At 66.8% G+C, this 23054-nt stretch carries 18 protein-coding genes and 1 pseudogene; 8 read left to right on the top strand and 11 right to left on the bottom strand.

The features are described 5' to 3' along the window. Positions 1-64: 64 nt before the first annotated feature. A complete protein-coding gene (gene msrP, locus WYO_RS24865) occupies positions 65-1018 on the top strand; it encodes a protein-methionine-sulfoxide reductase catalytic subunit MsrP (protein WP_007567812.1) in 954 nt (317 codons plus the stop codon). A gap of 106 nt (positions 1019-1124) precedes the next feature. On the opposite strand, the gene WYO_RS24860 is transcribed toward msrP, so the two are convergent. The 3 genes and pseudogenes from WYO_RS24860 to WYO_RS24850 all read right to left on the bottom strand — a co-directional run. Continuing rightward, the gene (locus WYO_RS24860; protein ID WP_007567811.1) at positions 1125-1385 is read right to left on the bottom strand and encodes a YARHG domain-containing protein; all 261 of its coding nucleotides are present in this window, start codon (positions 1383-1385) and stop codon (positions 1125-1127) included. Between the two features lie 42 nt (positions 1386-1427). Continuing rightward, the gene (locus WYO_RS24855; RefSeq protein ID WP_039904094.1) at positions 1428-2318 is read right to left on the bottom strand and encodes a LysR family transcriptional regulator; all 891 of its coding nucleotides are present in this window, start codon (positions 2316-2318) and stop codon (positions 1428-1430) included. Positions 2319-2580: 262 nt separating this feature from the next. Further along, positions 2581-2724, bottom strand: a pseudogene (locus WYO_RS24850) (thioredoxin reductase); the annotation flags it as partial. Between the two features lie 151 nt (positions 2725-2875). Here WYO_RS24850 and WYO_RS24845 point away from each other — a divergent pair. The 5 genes from WYO_RS24845 (at position 2876) to WYO_RS24825 (ending at position 11780) form a co-directional block, all read left to right on the top strand. Beyond that, positions 2876-4312, top strand: a complete 1437-nt coding sequence (locus tag WYO_RS24845) for a site-specific integrase (RefSeq protein WP_007567797.1) — start codon at positions 2876-2878, stop codon at positions 4310-4312. 581 nt (positions 4313-4893) lie between these two features. After that, a complete protein-coding gene (locus WYO_RS24840) occupies positions 4894-8340 on the top strand; it encodes a hypothetical protein (RefSeq protein WP_007567795.1) in 3447 nt (1148 codons plus the stop codon). A 1-nt stretch (position 8341) separates the two neighbouring features. After that, positions 8342-8995, top strand: coding sequence for a hypothetical protein (locus WYO_RS24835; protein ID WP_007567793.1), 654 nt, complete (start codon positions 8342-8344; stop codon positions 8993-8995). After that, positions 8995-9504 (top strand): hypothetical protein, encoded by a 510-nt coding sequence (locus WYO_RS24830; protein WP_007567791.1) that lies wholly within the window; start codon positions 8995-8997, stop codon positions 9502-9504. The genes WYO_RS24835 and WYO_RS24830 overlap by 1 nt, the downstream gene beginning before the upstream one ends. Continuing rightward, positions 9501-11780 carry an AAA family ATPase gene (locus tag WYO_RS24825; protein ID WP_007567789.1) on the top strand — a complete coding sequence of 760 codons (2280 nt, stop codon included), beginning with the start codon at positions 9501-9503 and terminating at the stop codon, positions 11778-11780. Before WYO_RS24830 ends, WYO_RS24825 begins: the two co-directional genes overlap by 4 nt. A gap of 376 nt (positions 11781-12156) precedes the next feature. Here the strand turns inward: WYO_RS24825 and trxB (WYO_RS24820) are convergent, their stop codons facing one another. The 6 genes from trxB (WYO_RS24820) to carB form a co-directional block, all read right to left on the bottom strand. After that, positions 12157-13161, bottom strand: a complete 1005-nt coding sequence (gene trxB, locus WYO_RS24820; RefSeq protein WP_007567786.1) for a thioredoxin-disulfide reductase — start codon at positions 13159-13161, stop codon at positions 12157-12159. A 43-nt stretch (positions 13162-13204) separates the two neighbouring features. After that, entirely contained in the window at positions 13205-14155 is a 951-nt protein-coding gene (gene trxB / locus WYO_RS24815) for a thioredoxin-disulfide reductase (protein ID WP_007567784.1), read from the bottom strand. A gap of 14 nt (positions 14156-14169) precedes the next feature. Beyond that, positions 14170-15231: a mitochondrial fission ELM1 family protein gene (locus tag WYO_RS24810; RefSeq protein WP_007567782.1), complete on the bottom strand. Its 1062-nt coding sequence runs from the start codon at positions 15229-15231 to the stop codon at positions 14170-14172. 33 nt (positions 15232-15264) lie between these two features. Then, positions 15265-15768, bottom strand: a complete 504-nt coding sequence (locus WYO_RS24805; RefSeq protein ID WP_007567781.1) for a hypothetical protein — start codon at positions 15766-15768, stop codon at positions 15265-15267. Between the two features lie 5 nt (positions 15769-15773). Continuing rightward, positions 15774-16250: a transcription elongation factor GreA gene (greA, locus tag WYO_RS24800; protein ID WP_193375366.1), complete on the bottom strand. Its 477-nt coding sequence runs from the start codon at positions 16248-16250 to the stop codon at positions 15774-15776. Between the two features lie 90 nt (positions 16251-16340). After that, on the bottom strand, positions 16341-19814 hold the full coding sequence (carB, locus tag WYO_RS24795) for a carbamoyl-phosphate synthase large subunit (RefSeq protein WP_007567777.1): 3474 nt from the start codon (positions 19812-19814) through the stop codon (positions 16341-16343). Positions 19815-20119: 305 nt separating this feature from the next. Between carB and WYO_RS24790 the strand changes: the two genes are divergently transcribed. Further along, on the top strand, positions 20120-20554 hold the full coding sequence (locus WYO_RS24790) for a pseudoazurin (protein ID WP_007567775.1): 435 nt from the start codon (positions 20120-20122) through the stop codon (positions 20552-20554). Between the two features lie 31 nt (positions 20555-20585). Here WYO_RS24790 and WYO_RS24785 read toward each other — a convergent pair whose 3' ends face one another. Together WYO_RS24785 and carA are read right to left on the bottom strand one after the other, a co-directional pair. Then, complete coding sequence (locus tag WYO_RS24785; RefSeq protein ID WP_007567773.1) at positions 20586-20963, bottom strand: hypothetical protein; 378 nt, start codon at positions 20961-20963, stop codon at positions 20586-20588. A gap of 126 nt (positions 20964-21089) precedes the next feature. Next, positions 21090-22322, bottom strand: a complete 1233-nt coding sequence (gene carA / locus WYO_RS24780) for a glutamine-hydrolyzing carbamoyl-phosphate synthase small subunit (RefSeq protein ID WP_007567771.1) — start codon at positions 22320-22322, stop codon at positions 21090-21092. 192 nt (positions 22323-22514) lie between these two features. On the opposite strand from carA, the gene WYO_RS24775 reads away from it, so the two are divergent. After that, complete coding sequence (locus tag WYO_RS24775) at positions 22515-22976, top strand: GatB/YqeY domain-containing protein (RefSeq protein ID WP_007567769.1); 462 nt, start codon at positions 22515-22517, stop codon at positions 22974-22976. The last annotated feature ends 78 nt before the right edge of the window (positions 22977-23054 follow it).

Raw genomic sequence — 23054 nt, 5'->3', positions numbered from 1 at the left:
TTGCGCCCCTGTCGGCCCGGGCCGATCTGTGGGCTGTTGCCGCGGGACAGGCGAGGAGATGGCGATGTTGATCCGGAGCAGGCGCGGGTGGGAGATCCCGGAGAGTCAGGCCACGCCCGAGGCCGTGTTCCTCAACCGCCGCGCGCTGATCGGTGCCGCCGCCGGGCTCGCCGCCGGCTCGGTGCTGGGCGGCCGGTCCGCCTTCGCGGCCGCGGGTGACGGGCCGCTCTATCCGGCGCCGCGCAATCCCGCCTACACGCTGGACCGGCCAGTGACGCCCGAGCGGTTCAGCGCGGACTACAACAACTTCTACGAGTTCGGCACGTCCAAGACGGTGCTGCCGGCCGCCAACGCGCTCAAGACCCAGCCCTGGACCCTGAAGATCGATGGCCTCGTGGAGAAGCCGTTCGAGATCGGCGTCGACGACCTGATCCGGAAGGTCGGCCTGGAGGAGCGGCTCTACCGCCACCGCTGCGTCGAGGCGTGGTCGATGTCGGTGCCGTGGACCGGCTTCCCCCTGTCGAAGCTCGTGGCGCTCGCCAAGCCGACATCGGGGGCGAAATACATCCGCTTCGAGACGTTCATGGACAAGGCGATGGCGCCGGGCCAGCGGGCGTTCTTCTATCCCTGGCCCTATACTGAGGGGCTGACCCTGGCCGAAGCCGGCAACGACCTCGCCTTCATGGTCACCGGAATCTACGGCAAGCCGCTGCCGAACCAGTTCGGCGCGCCGATCCGCGTCGCGGTGCCGTGGAAATACGGGTTCAAGTCGGCGAAATCGCTGGTGAAGGTCTCGTTCACCGCCGAGCGCCCCAAGACGTTCTGGGAGGGGCTGCAGGCCTCCGAATACGGGTTCTGGGCCAACGTGAACCCGGCGGTGCCGCATCCGCGCTGGAGCCAGGCTTCGGAGCGCGTGCTGGGCACCGACGAGCGGGTGCCGACCCTGATCTACAACGGCTACGGCGAGCAGGTCGCCGGGCTGTACAAGGGGCTGGAAGGCGAGCGCCTATTCGTCTGAGCGCGGCCGGCCACCTTCGAGCCATGCCCGATCGGGCATGGCTCACATCCTTCGCGGCCACGCCGCCGCTCACACCGAAGCGGCATGCCGCTCTACGACGCGCGCTCTATTGCGGGCAGGCATGCGCCCGTTCGAAGGCCTGCAGCTCCGCCACGGTGGCCTGTTCCTGACGCGAGAGCGGTATGCGGTCCGTCGCGTCGTAGCGGCAATCCGTGTTGCCGAAGGTGCGGATCGCCCGCTGGCTGCGGAAGCAATAGCCAGCCTGCTTGTAGATCAGGTTGCGCTGGTACCAGGCTTCCGCGCAATCGTCCGCCATCGCGCCGGTGGTCCCGGCGATGAGGGTCAGGACGAGAAGGGGTGCGCGCATCGATTCGTCTCCGTGGAAAGACCGGAGTCGAGCATCGGATGCTCAGTAGGTCCAGCGCTGTGCCTTGGAGACCAGGAAGTCGCGGAACGCCTGCACCCGGGCGACCGAGCGCATCTCTTCCGCATAGACCAGATAGCTCTCCAGGCTCGGCATCTCGGTGTCGCGCAGGACCTGGGTGAGCTGGTGGTCGCCGTCAACCGCGTAGTCCGGCAGGATACCGATGCCGGCGCCGGCCTCCATGGCCCGCTGGAGCGCGCCGATATTGTTCACCGTCAGGTGGACGCTGCGGCGGTCGCGGCCCTCGCGCCCGGCATCGGCCAGCCAATGGGCCGCCAGCAGGTAGGAGGGCTCGTTGCCGCCGAACGAGACCAGGCGGTGGTCGTCGAGCTCCTCGATCGTCTTGGGCTCGCCGAAGCGCTTGACGTAATCCACGCTCGCGAAGGCGTGGTAATGCACGGTGAACAGCCGGCGCTGGATCAGGTCCGGCTGGGCCGGGCGGCGCATGCGGATCGCCACGTCGGCCTCGCGCATGGCGAGATCCAGCTCCTCGTTGGTGAGGATCAGCTCGATCCGGACATCCGGGTAGAGGTCGAGGAACTCGCCGACCCGCTGGGACAGCCACGAGGTGCCGAGCCCCACGGTGGTGGTCACCTTGAGATCGCCGGTCGGCCGCTCGGAGGTCTCGACGAGGCGCGCCCGGGTGTTCTCCAGGCGCAGCTTCATGTCCCGGGCCGCCCGGAACAGCAGGTCGCCCTGCTCGGTCAGGATCAGGCCGCGGGCGTGGCGATGGAACAGCGGCGCCTTCAGCTCGCGCTCCAGGGCGCTGATCTGGCGGCTCACCGCTGACTGGCTGAGGCCGATATCGTCGCCTGCCTTGGTGAAGCTGCCCGCCTCTGCGACGTTCAGGAAGATCCGGATCTTGTCCCAATCCAAGGCGAGAACCCCCACCACCGCGAATCCGCACCCGATCCGCGGCTCGGAGAGAGCCCTCTCGGCATCAGGCGAGCACCGGGCGATGCGTGGGCGGCCGACCCCGAGGGGACGCGGCCGGCGCCGCAGGGGCATGCAACGATTGCAGCCCTGCCCGGTCAGAACCCCTATGCGCCCGGCGCATGGTCGGACGCAAGCACTCAGATCGCGAAGTTGTTGACAGGACTTTCGTCCAACAGCGCGGTGCGGCCCGCGCTGCGTGGTCTCACTCGGCCGCGGCGGCCTGAACCGGGGTCTCGCCGATCTCCAGATTGGCGAGAAATTTCTCGGCTTCCAGCGCAGCCATGCAGCCCATGCCGGCCGCCGTGATCGCCTGCCGGTAGACGTCGTCTGTGACGTCGCCCGCCGCTTCTCTAAACCATGGAACCCTGCACATTCAAGGCGCCGGCTTTAATCGCGCGGAAACCATAGAAATGCACCGGATTTCAAGGCGTTATGTCGTATGATTGAGCCATGGTGATGCCGCCGTAGAGCGCTGCATATTCAAATGGACCTTGGCGATGTCCTTGAAGCATCTTACCCGTTTGAACGTCCCGGGCTCACGAGGGGATCTGCGGCTGGTCTACATCGACGACCAAGGCGTCGAGGTCGAGGCTCTGTCGCGCTTCAATCAACACCTGGACGGCAGGGGCTACAGCGCGGATACCATCAAGCGCTATCACGAGGCCGCAGGTCGCTTCCTAGACTACCTCATCGAGTGCCGGGCATTCGGGGTGCCGGCCCAACCGTCCGACATCGCTGAAGCTGTGGACGCGTACCCCGTCTTCCTGAGAGACGGCTCCGCCGTCGACTGGCCGGAGCTTCCCTCCCTCGCGACATACGCGGAGGAGATCGGCTTTCACTTAGGCTTAGCCAGGAACAGCTTCACCCCCGTCTTGGCGGCCGTGAACCACTTTCTCCGGTTCTCGCGCGACGAGGCGCTGAAGACGGAGCAGACGCTCCGCGACGGCCAACTCACCGCCGACTGGTTGGATATGCGCATCACCTTCGCGGCCATCGAGGGCGTCGTGCGCTGGAGCAGAGCAGAAAGGGATCGCCTCAGGCAGCAGACAATGATCGGCGCGGTCGTACGGGTCCGGGACAAGCTCGTGCGTCCTCGAAGATTGCGAAATCCGCTGCGGGGCGAGGTCCAGGTTGACCTTGAGAGCAAGGAATTTCCTCTTGGACGCTTTAGCGACCTCCTAAGCGAGGCGCGCTCCCACAGGGATCGCGCGCTCTGGGCGCTCCTAGCCGGCGGCGGCCTGCGCATCCACGAGGCGTTGAACCTGCGCTTGTCCGACGTCGATGCCGCCACTGGCGAGGTTTGGGTGTTCGATCCGGCAAACCACCGGTTTGGACGCGAGATGACGCCCGGCCAAAAGGTGCGCTTCAAGGGGCGCGCCATGAGTCGGGTCTACCTTTTCGAGCCCCTGCGCACCGTGTTTTGGGAAGCTCTCGACAGCTACCTACGAACCGAATTTGTTCCATCGGCCTCCGCCGTGGAGGAGCATCTCTTCAAGAAGATTGACGGTTCCGGCCGCGGGAGGCCCCTGGTCGAGGCGAGCGATACGGCCCTTGAGAAACAGTTCAAAAAAGCGGTCGTGCGGTCGAGGGTTCCTGGCCCGAAGGAAGCTCCGCGACACGTGTGGACCCTCCATTCGCTCCGTCACAGCTACGGCGTTTACATGCTGAACTACCTGCCCGTGCCCGGCGGCCCTGGCCTCAAGCTAACGGAAGTGCAGATGTTGATGGGACATAGAAGGGTGGAGAGCACGGCCGTCTACGCGCGCCACGACCGAGTGTTGCTGGAGGCTAAGGTCGAGGCAGCCAACGACGCGATCTTCTCCGGCGTGCCCGGCGACATCCGTGACAACCTTGCCCTCTTGCCGGCAAGCATCGCCAGCCGCCTCCGGGAGGTGGCGAACCAGATAGACGGCCAGGGCCGCTTCGCATCGTAATGCCCCAGGGCATTCGCCCGGAGTAGGATTAACTATATCAACCTGTTAAGTTGACAATTCTGCTCATTTAGTGTCATAATTCACTTTGATTGACATGGATGGGAGTTCCTGTGTCTCGTTCACGTTGCGTGACGGACGGGAAACTTCCCTTGGCTTCCGACGCACGCATTCGCTGGTCGGCTTGAACTACCTGACATCAAACAATCCCGCCTGACGTTTGACGGGCTCGACGTCCGAGGCCGACCGCTGGCGCGGCCGCCCCGTGCGCTACCGCGCGATCCTTTCGCTAGCGTTCGAACGCCTCATCGAGACGGTCGAAAGCGGGCCGTCGCGAAATCCGTGGCGCGCCACCCTCAGCGGCCTTAACAACCTTTGAAGGAAACCCGTCGATGTTGATGCGACCGGCGACCGACCCTTTCCGCGCGCGTGGGGCATCCCCCGCGTCGAGGCGGTGCGCCGGCCATTCGCGTGGGCGCATCCATGGTTCAGAGCAAACGCGGCCGCGCATCCGAGCCGGACACGGCTCAAGTGCCTCCCGTCCCGGAAACCCGTTGGCGCGGCCCCTCCGAGCCGACGCTCCCGTGATCAACCCCTCACCCCACCTGCTGCCCTTCTTCGCCAACGAGGGACAACTGCGGACGCTGTTCGTCCGGTACGTCCAGGAGGCATCCGCGTATGATCTGGCCCGGCGTGAGCGTGGCGAAACGTCTACCGGCGCCGCGACTTTGGAAAAGGTCCTCGACGCGCGGCTGGCAACTATCGACGAGATGACGCGACAGGAGTTCGCCGACGCGTTCACGTTCTTCGAAGGCTTCACTCAGGGAAGACAAGACGAGGAGATCCTTGCGAAGGCGAAGGCAGCGCTGCGGCTGACCTCGGACGCAAAAAGCCAACTCATCACGGTTAACCGGTGGCTGAAATACGTCTACCTCAAGCTCTGGTGCGAAGGAGCCGTGCTGCTGCCCCTCAGCTTCAAGCTTGGAAGTTCCTTCCGCAACGGCGAGATCAAGGCCATTCTCCCGCCAGTGGTCACCTGCCACATCGACAACCATGAACGGGAGATGGCCGCGTTCGGCGTGAGCCTGGCTCTTGCCACGCGCTGGCGCACATTCGCCGACATCGACCTGGACATGCTGGGGCCCTTCAGCCTGCAACTCGGCGAGGATTTCCGGAAGCGCGAGGTCCTGGGTCTCCGTCGCCGCAATCCGTACTCCCCGTTCACCTCCGCCCTCTGGGCTTGGCACAAGGCAGGGACCGGCAACGGGTTCAGGTACTCTGAGGCCGACATCAAGGCCTATCTCTACTGGATCGATTGCGCCCGACGCGGGGTCGTCGACGTCAAGCCCTCGCAATTCATCCTCAGTGCTGACGAACGACGTCGGGCGATGAAGGAGAGGAGCAAAGCCGTTGCTACTCGGCGCATCGCGGCCGCCCAGGTTGACTTAATCGAGCACGACCGGCCGGACGATCTGCGGCAGAAGATCCTCGATGGCGAGAAGACCCTTGTGGAGGTCAAGTTCGAGGCGGCCGCCGACAGGGTGAACGCGCCGGAGGACATCCTCGCCTATACGCGAATGCTGCGCGGCCGCGGCGTTTCACGTAGCAGAGACAACGCGTACCCGGCGCGGATGCATGCCTTTCCGGCAGGCATCTGGGCAACGTGGAACGACATGTTCGAACGCTATTTTGCGCGGCGGAAGCAACAAGGCTTCGAGTCGGCAACGGGCTGGGAGTCGTTCCGGTACGTCTTCAAGGATTATCTGGGTTGCTACCTGCCATGGTGGCAGGAATTGCACCCTGGCATCGAAGCCCCTGTGCCGGTCGATCCTTCCGTCTTCTCTCGGTTCGGCCATTGGGTCGAGGGCAACGAGGGCGAGGCCGCGCCGCTGCCCCTGCTGCAGTTCTTCGAAGAGACACGCCATGGGAAGGGCAGGGACGGGTTCAACGGCTTCATCGCCGACAGCCATAAGTTCTTCGAGTTCTGCCGCGGCGACGCGCCAAGGCTTAGGCTGGAGAGATCCGACTTCGCTAATCCCGTCGTGCCCGACCTCGACCGTAAGGTTGTGCGTGGAGCTCAGAAGACGAACAAGGATCCCATCGCTTCGTCGGTCCTGCCGTTCCTGCTGCGCTACGCCTATGCATGCGAGGCGTTCTTCCTCGAACTGAGCGAGCGCTCCCTCGCGGGCAATCTCTCGGACCACTTCCGCACGCCTATCCGGTCCATCCACCGCAACAACGGAACCTACCAACCTGATCGGTTCGATGCCGAGGTTGGGTTCGATTACGACGGACGTCGCTACGAGATCGACAGCGTGCCAATGGTCGCTTCTTGGGAGGAGCGGTTCGTGAATGGGCCTGACGGCCAAGGGAGCGTGAAAGCGTTCCTGCCCCAGCTCTCGGGGCTCAGGCTCGTCATCGCCGCCCTGGAAACGGGCATTCGCTTCCAAGGCCTGCAATGGCTTTGCCGTAAGACCTACAGGTCCCTGGTCGATGCCGACACGGCAACCGCGGAACTCGTTCCGCTGATTGTGAACACGGACAAGGTGAGGGATCGTCCCTGGAAAACCCTGATTGTGCGTAGGGCCTACGAGCTGCTGCTTCGCGAGGAAGCCTATCAGGCCATGATGGCGGACGGCTTCATCGACCGCCCCGTGCACTACGAGAGAAGGGACCACACCCGCTTTGAGGCCATCCTGCCGCTCTTCCGCGGCCCGCAATCCGACTATCCCGTCGGGGACCGGTCCTACGCGCTCGTTTGGGAGCGTCTGATCCTCGGCTTCGCTGACTGGTACCGCCATAACGTACCGGACAGCGAGCCCCTCAGGATGTGGCGCTTCGAACCGGACCTGGACCCGGTGAACGGCACGCCGAAGGTGACCGTGCACGTCGACGGAGCCGAGCGGAGACCATGTTGTCCGCTGAAAATCAGGCTCAGGCACACACCGCACTCGGCGCGCTCGACCTTCATCTCGGCGCGGTCCGGGATCCTGCCCATCGAGGTAACCGGCTGGCTGGTCGGGCAGACCAACAAGGCGACGACGTACCACTACACCGTCGAAAGCGAGGAAAAGGTCGGCGAGAAGATACTCGCGGCCGCGAACTCACTCTGGGTCCCGGATCCGGAAAATCCGGTCCATATCCGCGCCGATCACGTCAACAGCGCCTTGCGCCGAAGCTTCGAGGCCGACCGCTCGAAGACTGAAGCGGCCTTCGGTTTCCAGACGCTCTCCCTGCTCAACGAGGAGGTGCCGGATGCCGACGGCGTGGAACTGCTTCGCTCGACGCCGATGGGGCAGGTCGTCTTCCGCGAGACGCACATCTGTCCGGTCGGCGAGATGTGCCCGTCGAACATCATGGACGTCATCGTCGAACCGCGTCGATGCGGGCTCTGCCCCCTGGCCGTCAAATCCGTGGATCACCTGCCGTCCATAGCGGCTCGGATGCGCCATCTCCTTGAGCAGGTTAGGGAAGCGTCGAAAGTCCTCAACCGCATGCGAGCTCGCGGAGAGCCGTCGCCAACCGTCGAGGAGGTCCAGTACCGTCGCCGGGTCGACGTCATGGAGTATGAGGGCTGGCGCGCTTCCCTGCTCAATCTCACGCACGCCCTCCGGAACCTCCCGACCGACGGCGACGGACCAGCGACGGACGCGTCCGGACAGTTTCAGGTCGGGATGCCCGATGCCGTCAGGTTGCACCTGAGGATGGTTACTCGGAACTCCGAGATGGCCGAGTTCATCCTCCAGCGCATCTGTGACAGCGAAGGGCATTCTGCCTTCGAGACGCCGACCCTCCGTGCGCAGGCGGCCCAGCTCCGCCAAAGGCTGCTTGCCTCCCCGCGTGCCTTGGAGGCTGAGATCGACCTTTTGGAGGACGACCCGGTCAAGTCGTTCCTGTCTGCTCTCCGCCTGGGCCTTGAGGCCCACGGTATCGCCCCGACCTTCCGGGCGGCCCTTGCGGCGGTTCAAGGCGACCAGGTGCTCGGCCGCGATATCGGGCCCCTACGCCTCCATCGGCCGGCGGAGGCGTAACTTGGGCGCGCGCAAAGGACAGAACAACTTCAGGGACTACCAGCGGGCGGCTGCCGATAAGCGGCTTGCTAAGGTCCAGCGCGTCCTGAAGGCGTTGCCGAAACGGACGCGTTACGACGACTTTGACGCCGTCGTGCGGGCCGTCGCCCAGGGCGCCGGCGTCGACCCGACGACGGTGAAGCGCAACCCGCGCTATCGCCAAGCAGTCTGGGAGCACATCCGGCTGAACCCCGGCCTCATAACCGGACCCGTCAGCGAGACCGCGCCGCGGGCCGAGCTTCAGGTCCAAGCCGTCTCGGCGCAGATCGAGGCGAGCGCACTCAGGAGGGAGAACCTGCGCCTCAAGAGGATGGTCGAGCGCCAGGGGATCTCCGACGTCCCGGACGCGCGTGAGGTTCTAGCTGATGACGCAGGGGCGGCGACGGCCGCGAACGCGGCCTTCGAGAGGACGGCAACCGTCTTGGCGAGGTTGCTGAACCGGCTCGCCGATAAGGAGCTCGGCGTCATGCTGGACATGGCGCGCGGCGAGATCCTGGACGACGCGGAGAGCGGGTCACGGAGGATCGTCGCCGCACGTCCCGATACGACGCCGTTCCTGGAGTGGATGCGTCGTCAGCAAGCCAATGGGCAGCTTCACAGAGGAGAGCAGAACTGATGGCACGTCCCGCGACGTTGCCGGCGCTCCTGGAGGAGCTGCGGACCTATCTCGACCAGAAGGACGCGGAATGGGACCAAGGCGGCCGCGTCACTCCGACCTTGCCGGCGACGGCCGACGGAAAGGTCAACGTCCGCTCCCTCATGCGCGAGTTCCGGGACTGGGCCACGGACCGCGGCGGCTCGGTGCCGAGTTCCGCTTGGCAGTACGTCTACGCGAACAAGGAGTGGGCGCACGAGATCAACGCGGTCGCAGTCGCACAAGGCCTCAAGGCTGTGGGTTCGCGAACGCCAGACGACGGAGCGGACGACGCGGTTCAGTCCCGGATGGCGCGCCTGGGCCGGGACGTGAAAGTGCAGAGCGAGGGCCATGCGCAAGCCAAGGCGCGGATCGCGCATCTTGAGCGGGAGCTCTCCGCGAAGGAGGCGGAGAACCAGCGTCTCCGCGAGCGCTTCGCCCTGATGCGGCGAACCGGCGTGGTGATGCGGGTGGAGGACACCGGCGAATGATGCCGGAATCCGTAACGCTCCAGGTGGCATCGATCCTCTGGTCCGGGAACGGGATCACCGTCTTCTCCGGAAGAAGGAAGGATGGCGCGCGCCTGAAGGTGGTCGGAAAAGGCCGCGAGTTCCTGCCCGTCATCGGCGAGGTCTATGAGGTTCGCGGCGAATGGCGCCCGAATCAGGTTCACGGCTGGCAGTTGCACGGCGACGGCGACGCCTTCCGAAGGCTTCTGCCATCCGGCAGCCTCGTCGGCCCCTGGCTGGAGCGCATCCCGGGTGTGGGTCCCGGTCGTGCAGAGCGGCTGATGAAGGCCTTCGACCGTAACCTCGACCATGTGTTCGAAGGCGGTGTGTCCGTCGAGAAGCTCGCCGAGGTTATAGATCCGGACCGTCCGAACCTCGCGATCCGGGTTGCCGTGGCCGTCGTTCGGCAATGGGACGAGGTCAAGGGGGAGTACGAGACGGTCAAATGGTTGGAGGAGCAGGGGGTCGAGGATGTCCGGGCCGCGCGCCTGATCTCGCGGCTCCTGGGCGCCGGTGCCGTAGAGCTCATGCGCCGCAACCCTTACGTCCTCGCATCCGTGATCCCTTGGGCACGCCTCGACCCCATCGCCCAACGGATCACGTTGAGGAACGGGGTCGCGACGGATCCCGCCGGATGCCGCCAACGCATCGTTGGAGCCATCGACGTGGTGATGCAGGACGCAGCTTCGCGAGGCGACACCGCCGTGTTGAAGGCCGGTTTCGAGGCTCGCGTGATGAGGAAGCTCGACCTTGACGACGAGCGCGATCTCGAATGCCCGGTCCTGCACGCCGGGCTCGGCGCCAATGCCATCGTGGATGCCGGCGACCGCTGGCGTGCACCGGGCTGTGCCGTCATGGAAGAGGAGGTCCTCGCCCGTCTCAGGGCGCTGGCTAGGGGGCAGGAAAGATCGCGTATTCGGATCCCTGCTCGACCGGACCTTCGACGGATGCTGGCCATGGTGGAGCGGCGCGGAAGGCAGCTTTTCCCGGAGCAGCGAGACGCCGTGCTGGCGACGGTCGAGCGCCAGTTCTCCTGCCTGACCGGTGGGGGTGGGACGGGCAAGACCACCACCTGCAGAGCCATCGTGGACCTGTGGGAATTGCTCGGAGGACACGTCGAGCTCGCGGCTCTGTCCGGGAAGGCGGCAATGCGCCTCGGGGCCGGTGCTGGCCGGGCCAGACCCGACGCTCGCCCCGCCCTGACCATTCACCGGCTCCTCCTAGGGCTGCTCAAGCGTAAGAACGGAGAGACCCACTGGGGCAAGCCCCCGGCCGAAGCCGACCTGCCAGCGCCGGAACGCGAGCTTCCCGAGTTGACCGCTGACACCCTCCTCGTGATTGACGAGGCATCCATGGTCGATTTGGGCCAGATGCATCAGGTCATCGAAGCCATGCCTCCAGGTTGCCGTCTTGTGATGGTCGGGGACGAGTTCCAGCTGCCTCCTGTGGGCTTTGGGTTGGTTTTTCACCACCTCGTCTTGCAGGATGCAGTGACGGCCAGGCTTGAGATTGTTCGACGCCAGGAGGACCGCTCCGGGATCCCAGCAGTCTCGCGGTCGATACGGTCACTGAACCACCCAACGCTAAAGCGATACAGGGCCGGCCTTGCGGGCGTCTCGTTCCTAGCCGCCGAGGAGGGTGCGGTAAGCGATGCCATTGAACGAGTCGCCCTCGATCTCGGTGGCTTCGGCGGCGGACCCGAGGCGCTTATGGTCCTGGCCGCCGTGAACGGCCGGAGTGACGAAGCCGACGGGACGGTCCGCGAGTTGAACCACCGATTCCAGCGGCTTAACGCTTCGGCGCGAGCCGCACTCGGTCGGGATGAGGTCGAACATTCCGTCGCCGGGTACTCCGGAAACGTGTTCACCACCGGTGACCCAATCTCGTTCCAGCGTAACGCTTATGAGAGCGGCCTGCGCAACGGGAGCCTCGGCGTCGTTACAGGTGTCGATCCGGAAACGCGTTCGGTCACATGCTCGTTCGACGGCGAGGAGCATCAGTTCGCCGGCGGCGCACTGATCGATCTAGCTCTTGCCTATGCGATCACGTGCCACCGGGCGCAGGGAAGCCAAGCACGTGCGGTCGTGATCTCCCTGGTGGATGCGCCGAACGTGGATCCCAGCTGGCTCTACACCGCCGTGACGAGAGCCGAGGAGGTTGCCGTTCTCGTCGGGGAGGAGGCTGCCCTTGAGACCATCATGAAGCGTGCGCCGGCATTCCAGCGCCGGCTCACCGGGTGCGATTTCCCCCTGGCCTGAGGCGTCTTCGATAACTGCTGGCCAACCAGATCCGCGCTGATGGATGGGAAGGCGTTCCGCCCCCTGACCTTTGGTGAGTCCCTGAGCAAGCGGTTTTTCCTGGGCGTCAGCCCAGACGGAGGTGTCCCGCAACCCCTGACCTCCGGAGCCGTCCCCTCGCATCGCCCGTCCGGCATCGCCGCGCGCAGCCCGCAAGGAGGGTCCGCGCACGAAGTGCGTGGATGCCTTGCGGGCGAGCACGGCTATGCCAGGGTGATGATGCGAGGGGACGCGCAGGAGGTCAGGCTCAAGCGAAACTCAGTACGCAAAAAATGGGTCGTTGAGCTGGTGCAGCCGAGATGGCTCGAACTCGGTAAGGCAGCGATCCTGGAGACTTTCAATCGTAAGCGCCGATCATCTCGGCCTCACGCTTCTCCTCAGCACGCACCACGGGGTTCGCTGAGTGCTCGGCTAGGAACTTCTCGGCTTCGAGGGCTGCCATGCACCCCATTCCAGCAGCCACTACAGCCTGTCTGAATACAAATTCAGCACAGTCACCGGCTGCGAGCACACCATGTGTTGAGGTCTTCGTCGACCAAGGGGCGACCTTGATGTACCCACCTTCCACCATGTCGAGCTGACCTTGAAACAGCTTGGTGGCTGGGTCGTGGCCGATGGCGACGAACAGCCCCTGCGCCGAGATCTCCCGCACCGCGCCGGTGGTGGCGTGGCGCAGGCGCACGCCCGTCATCGACTTCACGGGCTGGCGCTCCCCGAGCACCTCGTCGACGACGTGGTCCCAGATGACCTCGACCTTGGGGTGGGCGAAAAGTCGGTCCTGCAGGATGGGCTCGGCCCGGAATCGGTCGCGCCGATGGACCACCGTCACCTTGCTGGCGAGGTTCGCCAGGTAGAGCGCCTCCTCGACGGCGGTGTTGCCGCCGCCCACCACCACAACCTCCTTGCCGCGGTAGAAGAACCCGTCGCAGGTGGCACACGCTGAGACCCCGGCACCGTTGAATTCCTGCTCGGACGGGATGCCGAGCCAGCGGGCCTGCGCGCCGGTCGCCGCGATGAGGGTCTCGGCGACGTAGGTATCACCGCTATCGCCCATGGCCGTGAAGGGTCGCCGCGACAAATCGACCGAGACGATTGTGTCGTAGATAATCTTGGTGCCGACATGCTCGGCCTGGAGGCGCATCTGCTCCATCAGGTCCGGACCCTGAACCGCAGTCGCGAAACCGGGGTAGTTCTCCACGTCGGTGGTGATGGTGAGCTGGCCTCCTGGCTGCAGGCCGGTGACCAGGAGCGGCTTCAGATTGGCGCGGGCGGCGTAGATGCCGGCGCTGTAGCCGGCTGGGCCGGCCCCGATGATTAGGACGTGGGTGTGATGGTTAGTCATGACGAGCCTCAGAGGGGGAAAACAGGCCTGCCTTGAGAGTGTCTTACGCTGCGCATTCAAATTCGGCAGCGGAACCGTTCTCGTTGTCTGCGAACCAGCCGACAGTCGAGTTTGAATACATACAGTCCAGGGGCTTGCCTGGTTCAGAGAAGGCGCTGAACACGCCCGGGATCTCGGTCTCGGTGGTGCCGGGCTTCACCGACAGGTAGCCACCGTGGCGCATGGGGAGCTGGCCCTCGAAGATCGCCGTCGCGGGCTGGTGGCCAATCGCCACGAACACGCCGTCGGCCGGCACCTCGCTGATCTCCCCCGTGCGCGGGTCCTTGAGCCGGATGTGAGTGACCGTGGGGGCGGGCTTCTGGACGCCGCAGATCTCGGCGACCTCCCGGTGCCACAGCACCTCGACGTTGGGATGCTTGAACAGGCGCTCCTGCAGGATCCGCTCGGCCCGGAAGCTGTCCCGGCGGTGCACGACCGTGACCTTCTTGGCGATGTTGGCGAGGTAGAGCGCCTCCTCGACGGCGGTGTTGCCGCCGCCGACGACCACGACCTCCTTGCCGCGGAAGAAGAAGCCGTCGCAGGTCGCGCAGGCCGAGACGCCGCCGCCCTGAAACGCCGCCTCGGAGGGCAGGCCGAGCCACTTCGCCTGGGCGCCGGTGGCGATGATCAGCGCGTCGCAGGAATAGGTCTCGCCGGAATCCGCCTCGAGCCGGAACGGCCGCTGCTTCAGATCGACCGCGGTGATGTATTCGGAGACGATCTTGGTGCCGACATGCTCGGCCTGCAGCCGCATCTGCTCCATGAGCCACGGGCCCTGGATCGCCTCGGCGAAGCCCGGATAATTCTCGACATCGGTGGTGATCATCAGCTGGCCGCCGGGCTGGAAGCCGGAGATCAGCAGCGGCTCGACCATCGCGCGGGCGGCGTAGATCGCCGCCGTGTAACCGGCCGGACCGGATCCGACGATCACGAGCTTGGCATGCGTGTGGGCCATCTCTCTCGTTCCCTTCAGGTCGGTCCGCTGGTCGAGGCCGCCGCACGGTGCGCGGCGTAAGCCTTGGCCAGCGCCTCAGCTATCACCGGGGTCGCGTCGATCGGCTTGTACGGCAGATCCACTAAGCGACCGGTGAACGGCCGCAGCGCGCCGGCGATCGCCAGGCCGGCGAACATCCGCCGATGCCGGATATAGGTGCGCGGCAGGTCGAACAGCAGGACCGGGGCGCCGGTCGCCACCGCCTCGCTCACCATGTTCGCCGAATCCGACGTGACCACGATCGCCTCGGCGAGCGCCAGCATGGCGACGTAGGGATTGTCGCCGGTGCCGTCCCAGAGGAAGCCCCCGGTCTCGGCGGTCAGCGTCTTGACCGCGTCGCGCAGCGGGTTGGGCGTCCGGCGGGAGATCGTCACCATCAGCCGGCAGCCCTGGTCGATCAGGCTGCGCAGCTCGCCCACGAGGCGCTGCATGTCGGTCTTGCGGTAGCTCAGATGCCGGCTGTCGCCGCCAACCAGCACCGCCACCCGCGGGCCGTCGAGGCTGGCGAGCCGCGGATCCGGATTGGCCCGGGCCGCGGCCAGTCGGGCCGCGGTGACGAGATGCGGCGCGGTCAGGGTCGTGAAGACGTTGGGGCCGCGCAGGTCGTCGTAATCCGGCACCCAGATGAAGTCGGCGCTGTCCGCCCCGGTCCGGGGATCCTTGAGGAAGGCCGTGAAGGTCCGGCCCTCGGTCGCGCGGCGCAGCGCCCGGAGATAGGGCACCGCCCGGCGACCCGAGGCGATCAGCAGGTCGGGATAGGGCCCCGACAGGGCGCCGTTGCGGCGACGCGGGCTCTCGCGCGGGTCGATCGGCCCCCAGGGGGCGACCCAGCCGAACGGGCCGGCGGCCGGGACCTGGCGAATCTCGAACGGGACGCCGAGGGTCTCGGCGATGCCGACGCACTGGTTCTCGTCGCCGGCCTTGCCGTCGGTGATGATCCAGGCCCGGGCCTGGGACAGTTCGGGCGCGGGCGCGCGCCGCGCGGACGGGGGGGCGAGGGGGGCGGGCGTCGCCTCCGGCGCGTCGATGCTTCTCATCGGGAACGCCTTACACCGCGGGCCGAGCTTGGGCTAATCCCGCGGCAGATCGCGGGCGAGCCACTGGGCGTAGATGTCGGCGATGACCGACAGACGCCGCCGCTCGAAATCCGGCTCGTACCAGGCGCCGCCGTAGCTCGACGGCGTCGCGGTCATCTGCGGATGGCGCCCGAGCACCTGCCCGTCGCGCGCCACGAGGAGCGCCTCGCCCTCCAGATAATCGGTCTCGAGATTGCCGCCACGGCCGCGCCGCGCGCCACCGCCGACATAGGGGCGCAGCGACAGCGCCTTCACGACCACGACCAGCCGCGGCCCGCGCCCGCCGATCCGTCCGGCAAAGGTCTTGCGCAGGGCGGCGGTCAGGTCGGCGGCGAGCGCGTCGGCCTGACCGCCCGCGCCCGCCTCCCGCAGCGGCCGCACATCGACGCGGATGTCGGAGAAGGCCGCGGTCGGCGGAAAATCGCCGGCCGCCACCGCGGAGGCCAGCCCGCAGAGCAGGAAGAGGCCGGCGAGCCAGCCGCGGGCGGACGCGATCATCGCGCTCAGCCGCCGTACTGGACGCCGACGACCTCGTAGGACTTGCCGCCGCCCGGCGTGGTGACCTCGACCGTGTCGCCGACACCCTTGCCGATCAGGGCCCGGGCGATCGGCGACGTGATCGAGACGCGGCCCGCATGCACGTCGGCCTCGGGCTCGCCCACGATCTGGTAGGTCTTCTCCTCCTCCGTGTCCTCGTCCACGAGCTTCACGGTGGCGCCGAACTTGATCTTGTCGCCGGACAGCTTCGACACGTCGATGATCTCGGCGCGCGCGATCATGCTCTCGAGCTCCATCACGCGCCCCTCGTTGTGGGACTGAGCCTCCTTGGCGGCGTGATACTCGGCGTTCTCGGAAAGGTCTCCGTGCGCGCGGGCCTCGGCGATCGCCGCGACGATGCGCTGGCGCTCCACCTGCTGGCGGTGCTTCAGCTCCTCCTCGAGAGCCGCAAATCCGCGTACCGTAATCGGAACCTTGTCTATCGTCATCGTCTCGCGCCACAATGAAGAGGCCCGGCCGAGAGTGTAGCACTCTCCCCGGGCCACGAAGTTAAGTCAGCGGGACCCTGAGGCTCAGGCCGCGAAGTATTCTTGCAAGGCGCGAACCTGGAGATCGCCTTCTAGATAGGCCTTGATCCCTTCGGCCGCGGCCATCGCGCCGGCTAGAGTGGTGTAATACGGCACCTTATGCAAGAGGGCCGCGCGCCGGAGCGAGCGCGAGTCGGACAGCGCGCCGGCCCCCTCCGTCGTATTCAGCACGAGCTGGATGTCGCCGTTCTTGATCGAGTCGACCACGTGCGGCCGGCCCTCGAGGACCTTGTTCACGCGCTCGGCCGGCACGCCGTTCTCAACCAGGAATTTCTGCGTCCCACCGGTGGCCAGGATCGAGAAGCCGAGCTCCGAGAGGAGCTTCACGCTGGGCAGGATCCGGGCCTTGTCGGCGTCGCGCACCGAGACGAACACCGTGCCGGAGCGCGGCACCTGCGTGCCCGAGCCGAGCTGGCTCTTGGCGAAGGCCACGCCGAAGCTGGCATCGAGCCCGATCACCTCGCCGGTGGAGCGCATCTCCGGTCCGAGCAGGACGTCGACGCCGGGGAAGCGGGCGAACGGGAACACCGCCTCCTTGACGGCGATATGGGCCAGCTCCTTGCGCTTGAGACCGAAGCTCGCGAGCTTCTCACCGGCCATGACCCGGGCGGCGATCTTGGCGATCGGCTCGCCGATCACCTTGGCGACGAACGGCACCGTGCGGGAGGCGCGCGGGTTCACCTCCAGCACGTAGATGTCGCCATCCTTGATCGCGTACTGGACGTTCATCAGGCCGCCGACCTTGAGCGCCAGCGCCATCGCGGTGGTCTGGCGCTCCAGCTCCGCGATGGTCTCGGCCGAGAGCGAGCGCGGCGGCAGGGAGCAGGCGGAATCGCCGGAATGGATCCCGGCCTCCTCGATGTGCTCCATGATGCCGGCGATGAACACGTCCTGCCCGTCGCAGACCGCGTCCACGTCGATCTCGACCGCGTCCGACAGGTAGCGGTCGAACAGCAGCGGGTTCTTGCCCAGCACCGTGTTGATCTGCCCGGTCTTGTCGTTCGGGTAGCGGGCGACGACGTCGGACGGGATCAGGCTCGGCAGGGTCCCGAGCAGGTAGTCGGCGAACTGGCTCTCGTCGCGGATGATCGCCATGGCGCGGCCGCCCAGGACGTAGCTCGGGCGCACCACGAAGGGCAGGCCGAGCTCGGAAGCGATCAGCCGGCTCTGCTCGACCGAATAGGCGATGCCGTTCTTCGGCTGCTTCATCCCGAGCTTGTCGAGGAGCCGCTTGAACTGGTCGCGATCCTCGGCGAGGTCGATGGCGTCCGGGGAGGTGCCGAGGATCGGCACGCCGGCCGCCTCCAGGGCCCGGGCGAGCTTCAGCGGCGTCTGGCCGCCGAACTGCACGATGACGCCGTGCAGGGTGCCGGCCTGCCGCTCGGTCTCGATGATCTCCAGCACGTCCTCGGCGGTCAACGGCTCGAAGTAGAGCCGGTCCGACGTGTCGTAGTCGGTGGAGACCGTCTCAGGGTTGCAGTTGACCATGATGGTCTCGTAGCCGGCATCCGACAGCGCGAAGCAGGCGTGGCAGCAGCAATAGTCGAACTCGATGCCCTGGCCGATCCGGTTCGGGCCGCCGCCCAGGATGATGACCTTCTTGGCGTCGGTCGGCTGCGCCTCGTCCACCACCGTGCCGGCGAAGGGCGCCACGTAGGTCGAGTACATGTAGGCGGTCGGCGCCTTGAACTCGGCCGCGCAGGTATCGATGCGCTTGAAGACCGGGCGGACACCCAGCGCCCGGCGCTTCGCCCGGACGTCGGATTCCTCCATCTTCGCCAGGACGGCGAGGCGGGAATCCGAGAAGCCCGCGGCCTTGAGCTGGCGGAACGCCCCGGCGGTCCCCGGCAGACCGTGGGCCTTCACCCGGTTCTCCAGGTCGACGATCGCCTGGATCTGCTCCAGGAACCATGGATCGACCTTGCAGGAGGCGTGGACCTCCTCGTGGCTGACGCCGAGCCGCAGGGCCTGGGCGATCTTGAGCAGGCGGTCCGGCGTCGGCACGCCGAGCGCCGCCTTGATGGCGTTGTGGTCGTCGCCGCGCCCCAGCCCCTCGATCTCGATCTCATCGAGGCCGGTGAGCCCGGTCTCCAGCGAGCGCAGGGCCTTCTGCAGCGATTCCGCGAAGCAGCGGCCGATCGCCATCGCCTCGCCCACCGACTTCATCGCGGTGGTCAGGGTCGGCTCGGCGCCGGGGAATTTCTCGAAGGCGAAGCGCGGGATCTTGGTGACGACGTAGTCGATCGTCGGCTCGAACGAGGCCGGGGTCGCGCCGCCCGTGATGTCGTTGGCGATCTCGTCGAGCGTGTAGCCCACCGCCAGCTTGGCCGCGACCTTGGCGATCGGGAAGCCGGTGGCCTTCGAGGCCAGCGCCGAGGAGCGCGAGACGCGCGGGTTCATCTCGATCACGATCATCCGCCCGTTCTCGGGGTTGATCGCGAACTGCACGTTGGAGCCACCGGTCTCGACGCCGATCTCGCGCAGCACCGCCAGGGATGCGTCGCGCATCACCTGGTATTCCTTGTCGGTGAGCGTCAGGGCCGGGGCGACGGTGATCGAGTCGCCGGTATGCACGCCCATCGGGTCGATGTTCTCGATGGAGCAGACGATGATGCAATTGTCCGCCTTATCGCGGACGACCTCCATCTCGTATTCCTTCCAGCCGAGCACGCTCTCCTCGATCAGGACCTCGTTGGTCGGGGAGGCGTCGATGCCGCGCTCGACGATGTCGAGGAATTCCTCGCGGTTGTAGGCGATGCCGCCGCCGGTGCCGCCCATGGTGAAGGAGGGGCGGATGATCGCCGGCAGGCCGACCTCGGCAAGCGCGATCAGGGCCTGGCCGAGGGCGTGCTCGCCGTAGCGCTTGCGCCGCTCGGATTCCCCGGACTGCCACTTGCGCTCGAAGGCGGCGACCGCCGCGGCGCGCGCCTGCGGCTCGGGGTTGGCGGCCTCGATCCTGGCGATCTCGGCCAAAAACTTCTCCCGGTCGGCCTTCTTGGCCGCGGAGGCGTTGGCGAGCGCCGATTTCGGGGTGTCGAGCCCGATCTTGGTCATGGCGTCCCGGAACAGGCTCCGGTCCTCGGCCTTGTCGATGGCCTCGGCGGTGGCGCCGATCATCTGCACGCCGTACTTGGCCAGCACGCCCATCTTCTGCAGCGACAGGGCGCAGTTCAGCGCCGTCTGGCCGCCCATGGTCGGCAGGATCGCGTCCGGGCGCTCCTTCTCGATGATCTTGGCGACGATCTCCGGGGTGATCGGCTCGACATAGGTCGCGTCCGCCATGTCCGGATCGGTCATGATCGTCGCCGGGTTCGAGTTCACCAGGACGATCCGGTAGCCCTCCTCGCGGAGCGCCTTGCAGGCCTGGGTCCCGGAATAGTCGAACTCGCAGGCCTGCCCGATGATGATCGGTCCCGCACCGACGATGAGGATCGAGGAGATGTCGGTGCGCTTGGGCATTGGCGGCCTTTTCAGGCCAAGCGCGCCCGGTCGGGCACGGCTCGGATCGGCCCTGCTCCCGGACGCGCGTGGCGGGATTGTCGTTGAACGCCGCGTTTACACGGGCGATCCGCGCATTGGAAGGCCGTGCCCGATCGGCGGTTGCGCGGGGGATCGCGGACGCGCCGGCGCGCCGCGGCCCAGATTCAAAGAGTTCTGAAGTATTTGGACGAGTGCCCGCGGCATTGTCGAGTCCGGACCGGGGCCATAAAGCTCGTCCGATCGACGGGTCCGTCGATTATAACGATACCAATTCGAGATAGACGATGATCAGGGAAACGTTCAGCGCGGCGATGCTTCTGCTCGGCGCGACGGCAGGCGCCTATGCGACCGAAGTCTCCATCAAGACGCTCAACAGCGGCCCGGGCGGCATGATGGTCTTCGATCCGGCTTTCGTGAAGATCCAGCCCGGGGACACGGTCCGGTTCGTCCCGGCCGACAAGGGCCACAACGCCGAGCTCATCAAGGGGATGGCACCCGAGGGCGCGCCGACCTTCAAGACCGTGGTCGGCAAGGAGGAGACCGTGACCTTCGACAAGCCCGGCCTCTACGGCTTCAAGTGCTCGCCCCACTACATCATGGGAATGGTCGGCCTGATCGAGGTCGGCGACAAGCCGGACAACCTCGAGGCCGCCAAGGCGGTCCAGCATGGCAAGCTGGCCGCCAAGCGCTTCGAGCCGCTGTTCGAGAAGGTGCAGTAGGGATCCGGCGGGGGCGGCCCGCCGCCCTCGCTCAGAACCCGGCGTGCAGCGCGGCGAGCGCCCGGTCGATGGAGAGATAGAAGATCCCGAAGGCGACCACGGCCGCGGCGGCGAATTCCAGCGCGACGTTCGAGAGCGTCTGCGCCCGGCGCAGCATCTCCCGGCCGAAATACAGGGAGACCCAGGCGAAGGCGAGGACGGCCGGCATCGCGAACAGGTAGGAGACCGTGCTCTCGACCCGGTCGAGGCCGGCGGCCGGATCGATCAGGGCGCGGATGTTGCGCACCCAGGGAGCGTAGAGGGCGGCGTAGAGCGCGGTCGCCCAGGCGAGGCTGGCCGCGACACCGAGATGGAACGTGAAGGTACGGTGCAGGCGGGAGAAGTCGTCGCGTGCCTCGTCGATGGTCATCCGGCAATCCCCTCGGACGGAACCGCCATGCGCTGTCCGTCGATGGGACGGTTAAGCCGCCGGAATTCGCGGATTTTGTGACCCCGGCGCGGCCTGAATGGGACCGCGCCGACAGTCCCTCACCGCTCAGGCGTTCGCGGCCTTCTCGGGCTCGCCGGAGCGCATCAGCGTGACGAAGCGCTCGAACAGGTAGTGGCTGTCGCGCGGGCCCGGCGAGGCTTCCGGGTGGTGCTGCACCGAGAAGGCGGGCCGGTCGGTGAGCGTCAGGCCGCAATTCGAGCCGTCGAACAGCGAGACATGGGTCTCGACCGCGCTGGCGGGCAGGCTCGCGGGATCCACCGCGAAGCCGTGATTCATCGACACGATCTCGACCTTGCCGGTGGTCTTGTCCTTCACCGGGTGATTCGCGCCGTGATGGCCCTGGCCCATCTTCACGGTCCGGCCGCCGAGCGCGAGGCCCATGAGCTGGTGCCCGAGGCAGATGCCGAAGGTCGGCACTTTCTCGTCGAGCAGCTTGCGGATCACCGGGACGGCGTAGGCACCGGTCGCCGCCGGGTCGCCAGGGCCGTTCGACAGGAACACGCCGTCCGGCTTCAGCGCCAGGATCTCCTCGGCGCTGGTCGTGGCCGGGACCACGGTGACGTCGCAGCCGGCCTGGGCGAGCAGGCGAAGGATGTTGCGCTTCACGCCGTAATCGATCGCCACCACCTTCAGGCCCTCGCCGGGCGCGCGCTTGCCGTAGCCGTCGCCGAGGGCCCAGACGGTCTCCGACCATTCCGTGGTCGCGCGGCTGGTCACCGGCGGCACGAGGTCGAGCCCCTCCATGGGGGCCAGGGCGGCGGCCCGCGCCTTCAGGGCCTCGCGGTCGAACCGGCCCTCGGGATCGTTGGCGATCACGGCGTTGGGCATGCCGTTGTCGCGGATGCGCGCGGTGAGCGCGCGCGTGTCGATCCCGGTGATGCCGACGATGCCGCGGGCATCGAGCCAGCCGTCGAGATGCGACGAGGAGCGCCAGCTCGACGGCTTGGTCACCGCCGAGGCGATGACGGTGCCGCGCACGCCCGAGGCCGGGGCCGCCTCGAGGCTCTCCAGATCCTCGTCGTTGGTGCCGACATTGCCGATATGCGGGAAGGTGAAGGTGACGATCTGCCCGGCATAGGACGGGTCGGTCAGGATCTCCTGGTACCCGGTCATCGCCGTGTTGAAGCAGACCTCGCCGTCGGCGACGCCCGTCCGGCCGATGCCGAAGCCTTCGAGGATGGTCCCGTCCGCCAGAACCAGCAGGGCCGTCGCCACGGGCTCGGCCCAGGGCTCGGGGGCGGAGGGGCCTGAGGCCTGCGCGGCGGCGTCTTGCAGCATCGGGTCGGTCTCGCTTATGTGCGGCCGAAGGCAGGCACCGCGTTGCGGCGCGCTCGGCTGGCGGCATGATCGTGTGCGGCGCTCTTAGCGAGCGGCCCGCGATGGGGTCAATGTGGCCCTGTGGCCGAAGCCGCTCAACACCCGCAAACTGCAGGCCAGCCCCCCGTTTCTCCCGTCGGAAGGTTTATCGAGATGCTGCGCGCCCGCCTCACCACCGAGATGAAGGAGGCCATGAAGGCCGGCGACAAGGACAAGCTCGCCACCGTGCGGATGATCCAGGCCGCCCTGAAGGACAAGGATATCGAGGCCCGCGGCCTCGGCAAGGAGCCGGCCTCCGACGAGGAGATCCTGTCGCTCCTCCAGAAGATGATTAAGCAGCGCACGGAATCCGCCTCGGTCTACGAGCAGGGCGGACGCCCGGAGCTCGCCGCCAACGAGCGCGCCGAGATCGCGATCATCGAGGCGTTCCTGCCCAAGCAGATGGACGAGGCGGAGATGAAGGCGGCGGTCGATGCCGCGATCCTCGAGACCGGCGCCGCCGGCCAGAAGGACATGGGCAAGGTCATCGCCGCCCTGAAGGGCACCTTCGCGGGCCGCATGGATTTCGGCAAGGCGAGCGGGCTGGTGAAGGCCGCGCTGGCGGCCAAGGGCTGAGGCTCGGACCTCCGGCTCTCCCCGCAATCCCCCGCCCGATCGCGCCATCGATCGACCGGGCGGGACTCGGGCACCCCC

The organism is Methylobacterium sp. GXF4 (assembly GCF_000272495.1).
Lineage (GTDB): Bacteria > Pseudomonadota > Alphaproteobacteria > Rhizobiales > Beijerinckiaceae > Methylobacterium > Methylobacterium brachiatum.
Note: the sequence above shows the minus strand (reverse complement) of the source record. Positions and strands in the feature narration are given on the sequence as shown.

Excerpts from the sequence above, each read along its gene's own strand:
- msrP (WP_007567812.1), top strand. The coding sequence starts at position 65 with ATGTTGATCCGGAGCAGGCGCGGGTGGGAGATCCCGGAGAGTCAGGCC.
- WYO_RS24860 (WP_007567811.1), bottom strand. The coding sequence starts at position 1,385 with ATGCGCGCACCCCTTCTCGTCCTGACCCTCATCGCCGGGACCACCGGC.
- WYO_RS24845 (WP_007567797.1), top strand. The coding sequence starts at position 2,876 with ATGTCCTTGAAGCATCTTACCCGTTTGAACGTCCCGGGCTCACGAGGG.
- WYO_RS24830 (WP_007567791.1), top strand. The coding sequence starts at position 8,995 with ATGGCACGTCCCGCGACGTTGCCGGCGCTCCTGGAGGAGCTGCGGACC.
- WYO_RS24825 (WP_007567789.1), top strand. The coding sequence starts at position 9,501 with ATGATGCCGGAATCCGTAACGCTCCAGGTGGCATCGATCCTCTGGTCC.
- trxB (WP_007567786.1), bottom strand. The coding sequence starts at position 13,161 with ATGACTAACCATCACACCCACGTCCTAATCATCGGGGCCGGCCCAGCC.
- trxB (WP_007567784.1), bottom strand. The coding sequence starts at position 14,155 with ATGGCCCACACGCATGCCAAGCTCGTGATCGTCGGATCCGGTCCGGCC.
- WYO_RS24810 (WP_007567782.1), bottom strand. The coding sequence starts at position 15,231 with ATGAGAAGCATCGACGCGCCGGAGGCGACGCCCGCCCCCCTCGCCCCC.
- WYO_RS24805 (WP_007567781.1), bottom strand. The coding sequence starts at position 15,768 with ATGATCGCGTCCGCCCGCGGCTGGCTCGCCGGCCTCTTCCTGCTCTGC.
- carB (WP_007567777.1), bottom strand. The coding sequence starts at position 19,814 with ATGCCCAAGCGCACCGACATCTCCTCGATCCTCATCGTCGGTGCGGGA.
- WYO_RS24790 (WP_007567775.1), top strand. The coding sequence starts at position 20,120 with ATGATCAGGGAAACGTTCAGCGCGGCGATGCTTCTGCTCGGCGCGACG.
- WYO_RS24785 (WP_007567773.1), bottom strand. The coding sequence starts at position 20,963 with ATGACCATCGACGAGGCACGCGACGACTTCTCCCGCCTGCACCGTACC.
- carA (WP_007567771.1), bottom strand. The coding sequence starts at position 22,322 with ATGCTGCAAGACGCCGCCGCGCAGGCCTCAGGCCCCTCCGCCCCCGAG.
- WYO_RS24775 (WP_007567769.1), top strand. The coding sequence starts at position 22,515 with ATGCTGCGCGCCCGCCTCACCACCGAGATGAAGGAGGCCATGAAGGCC.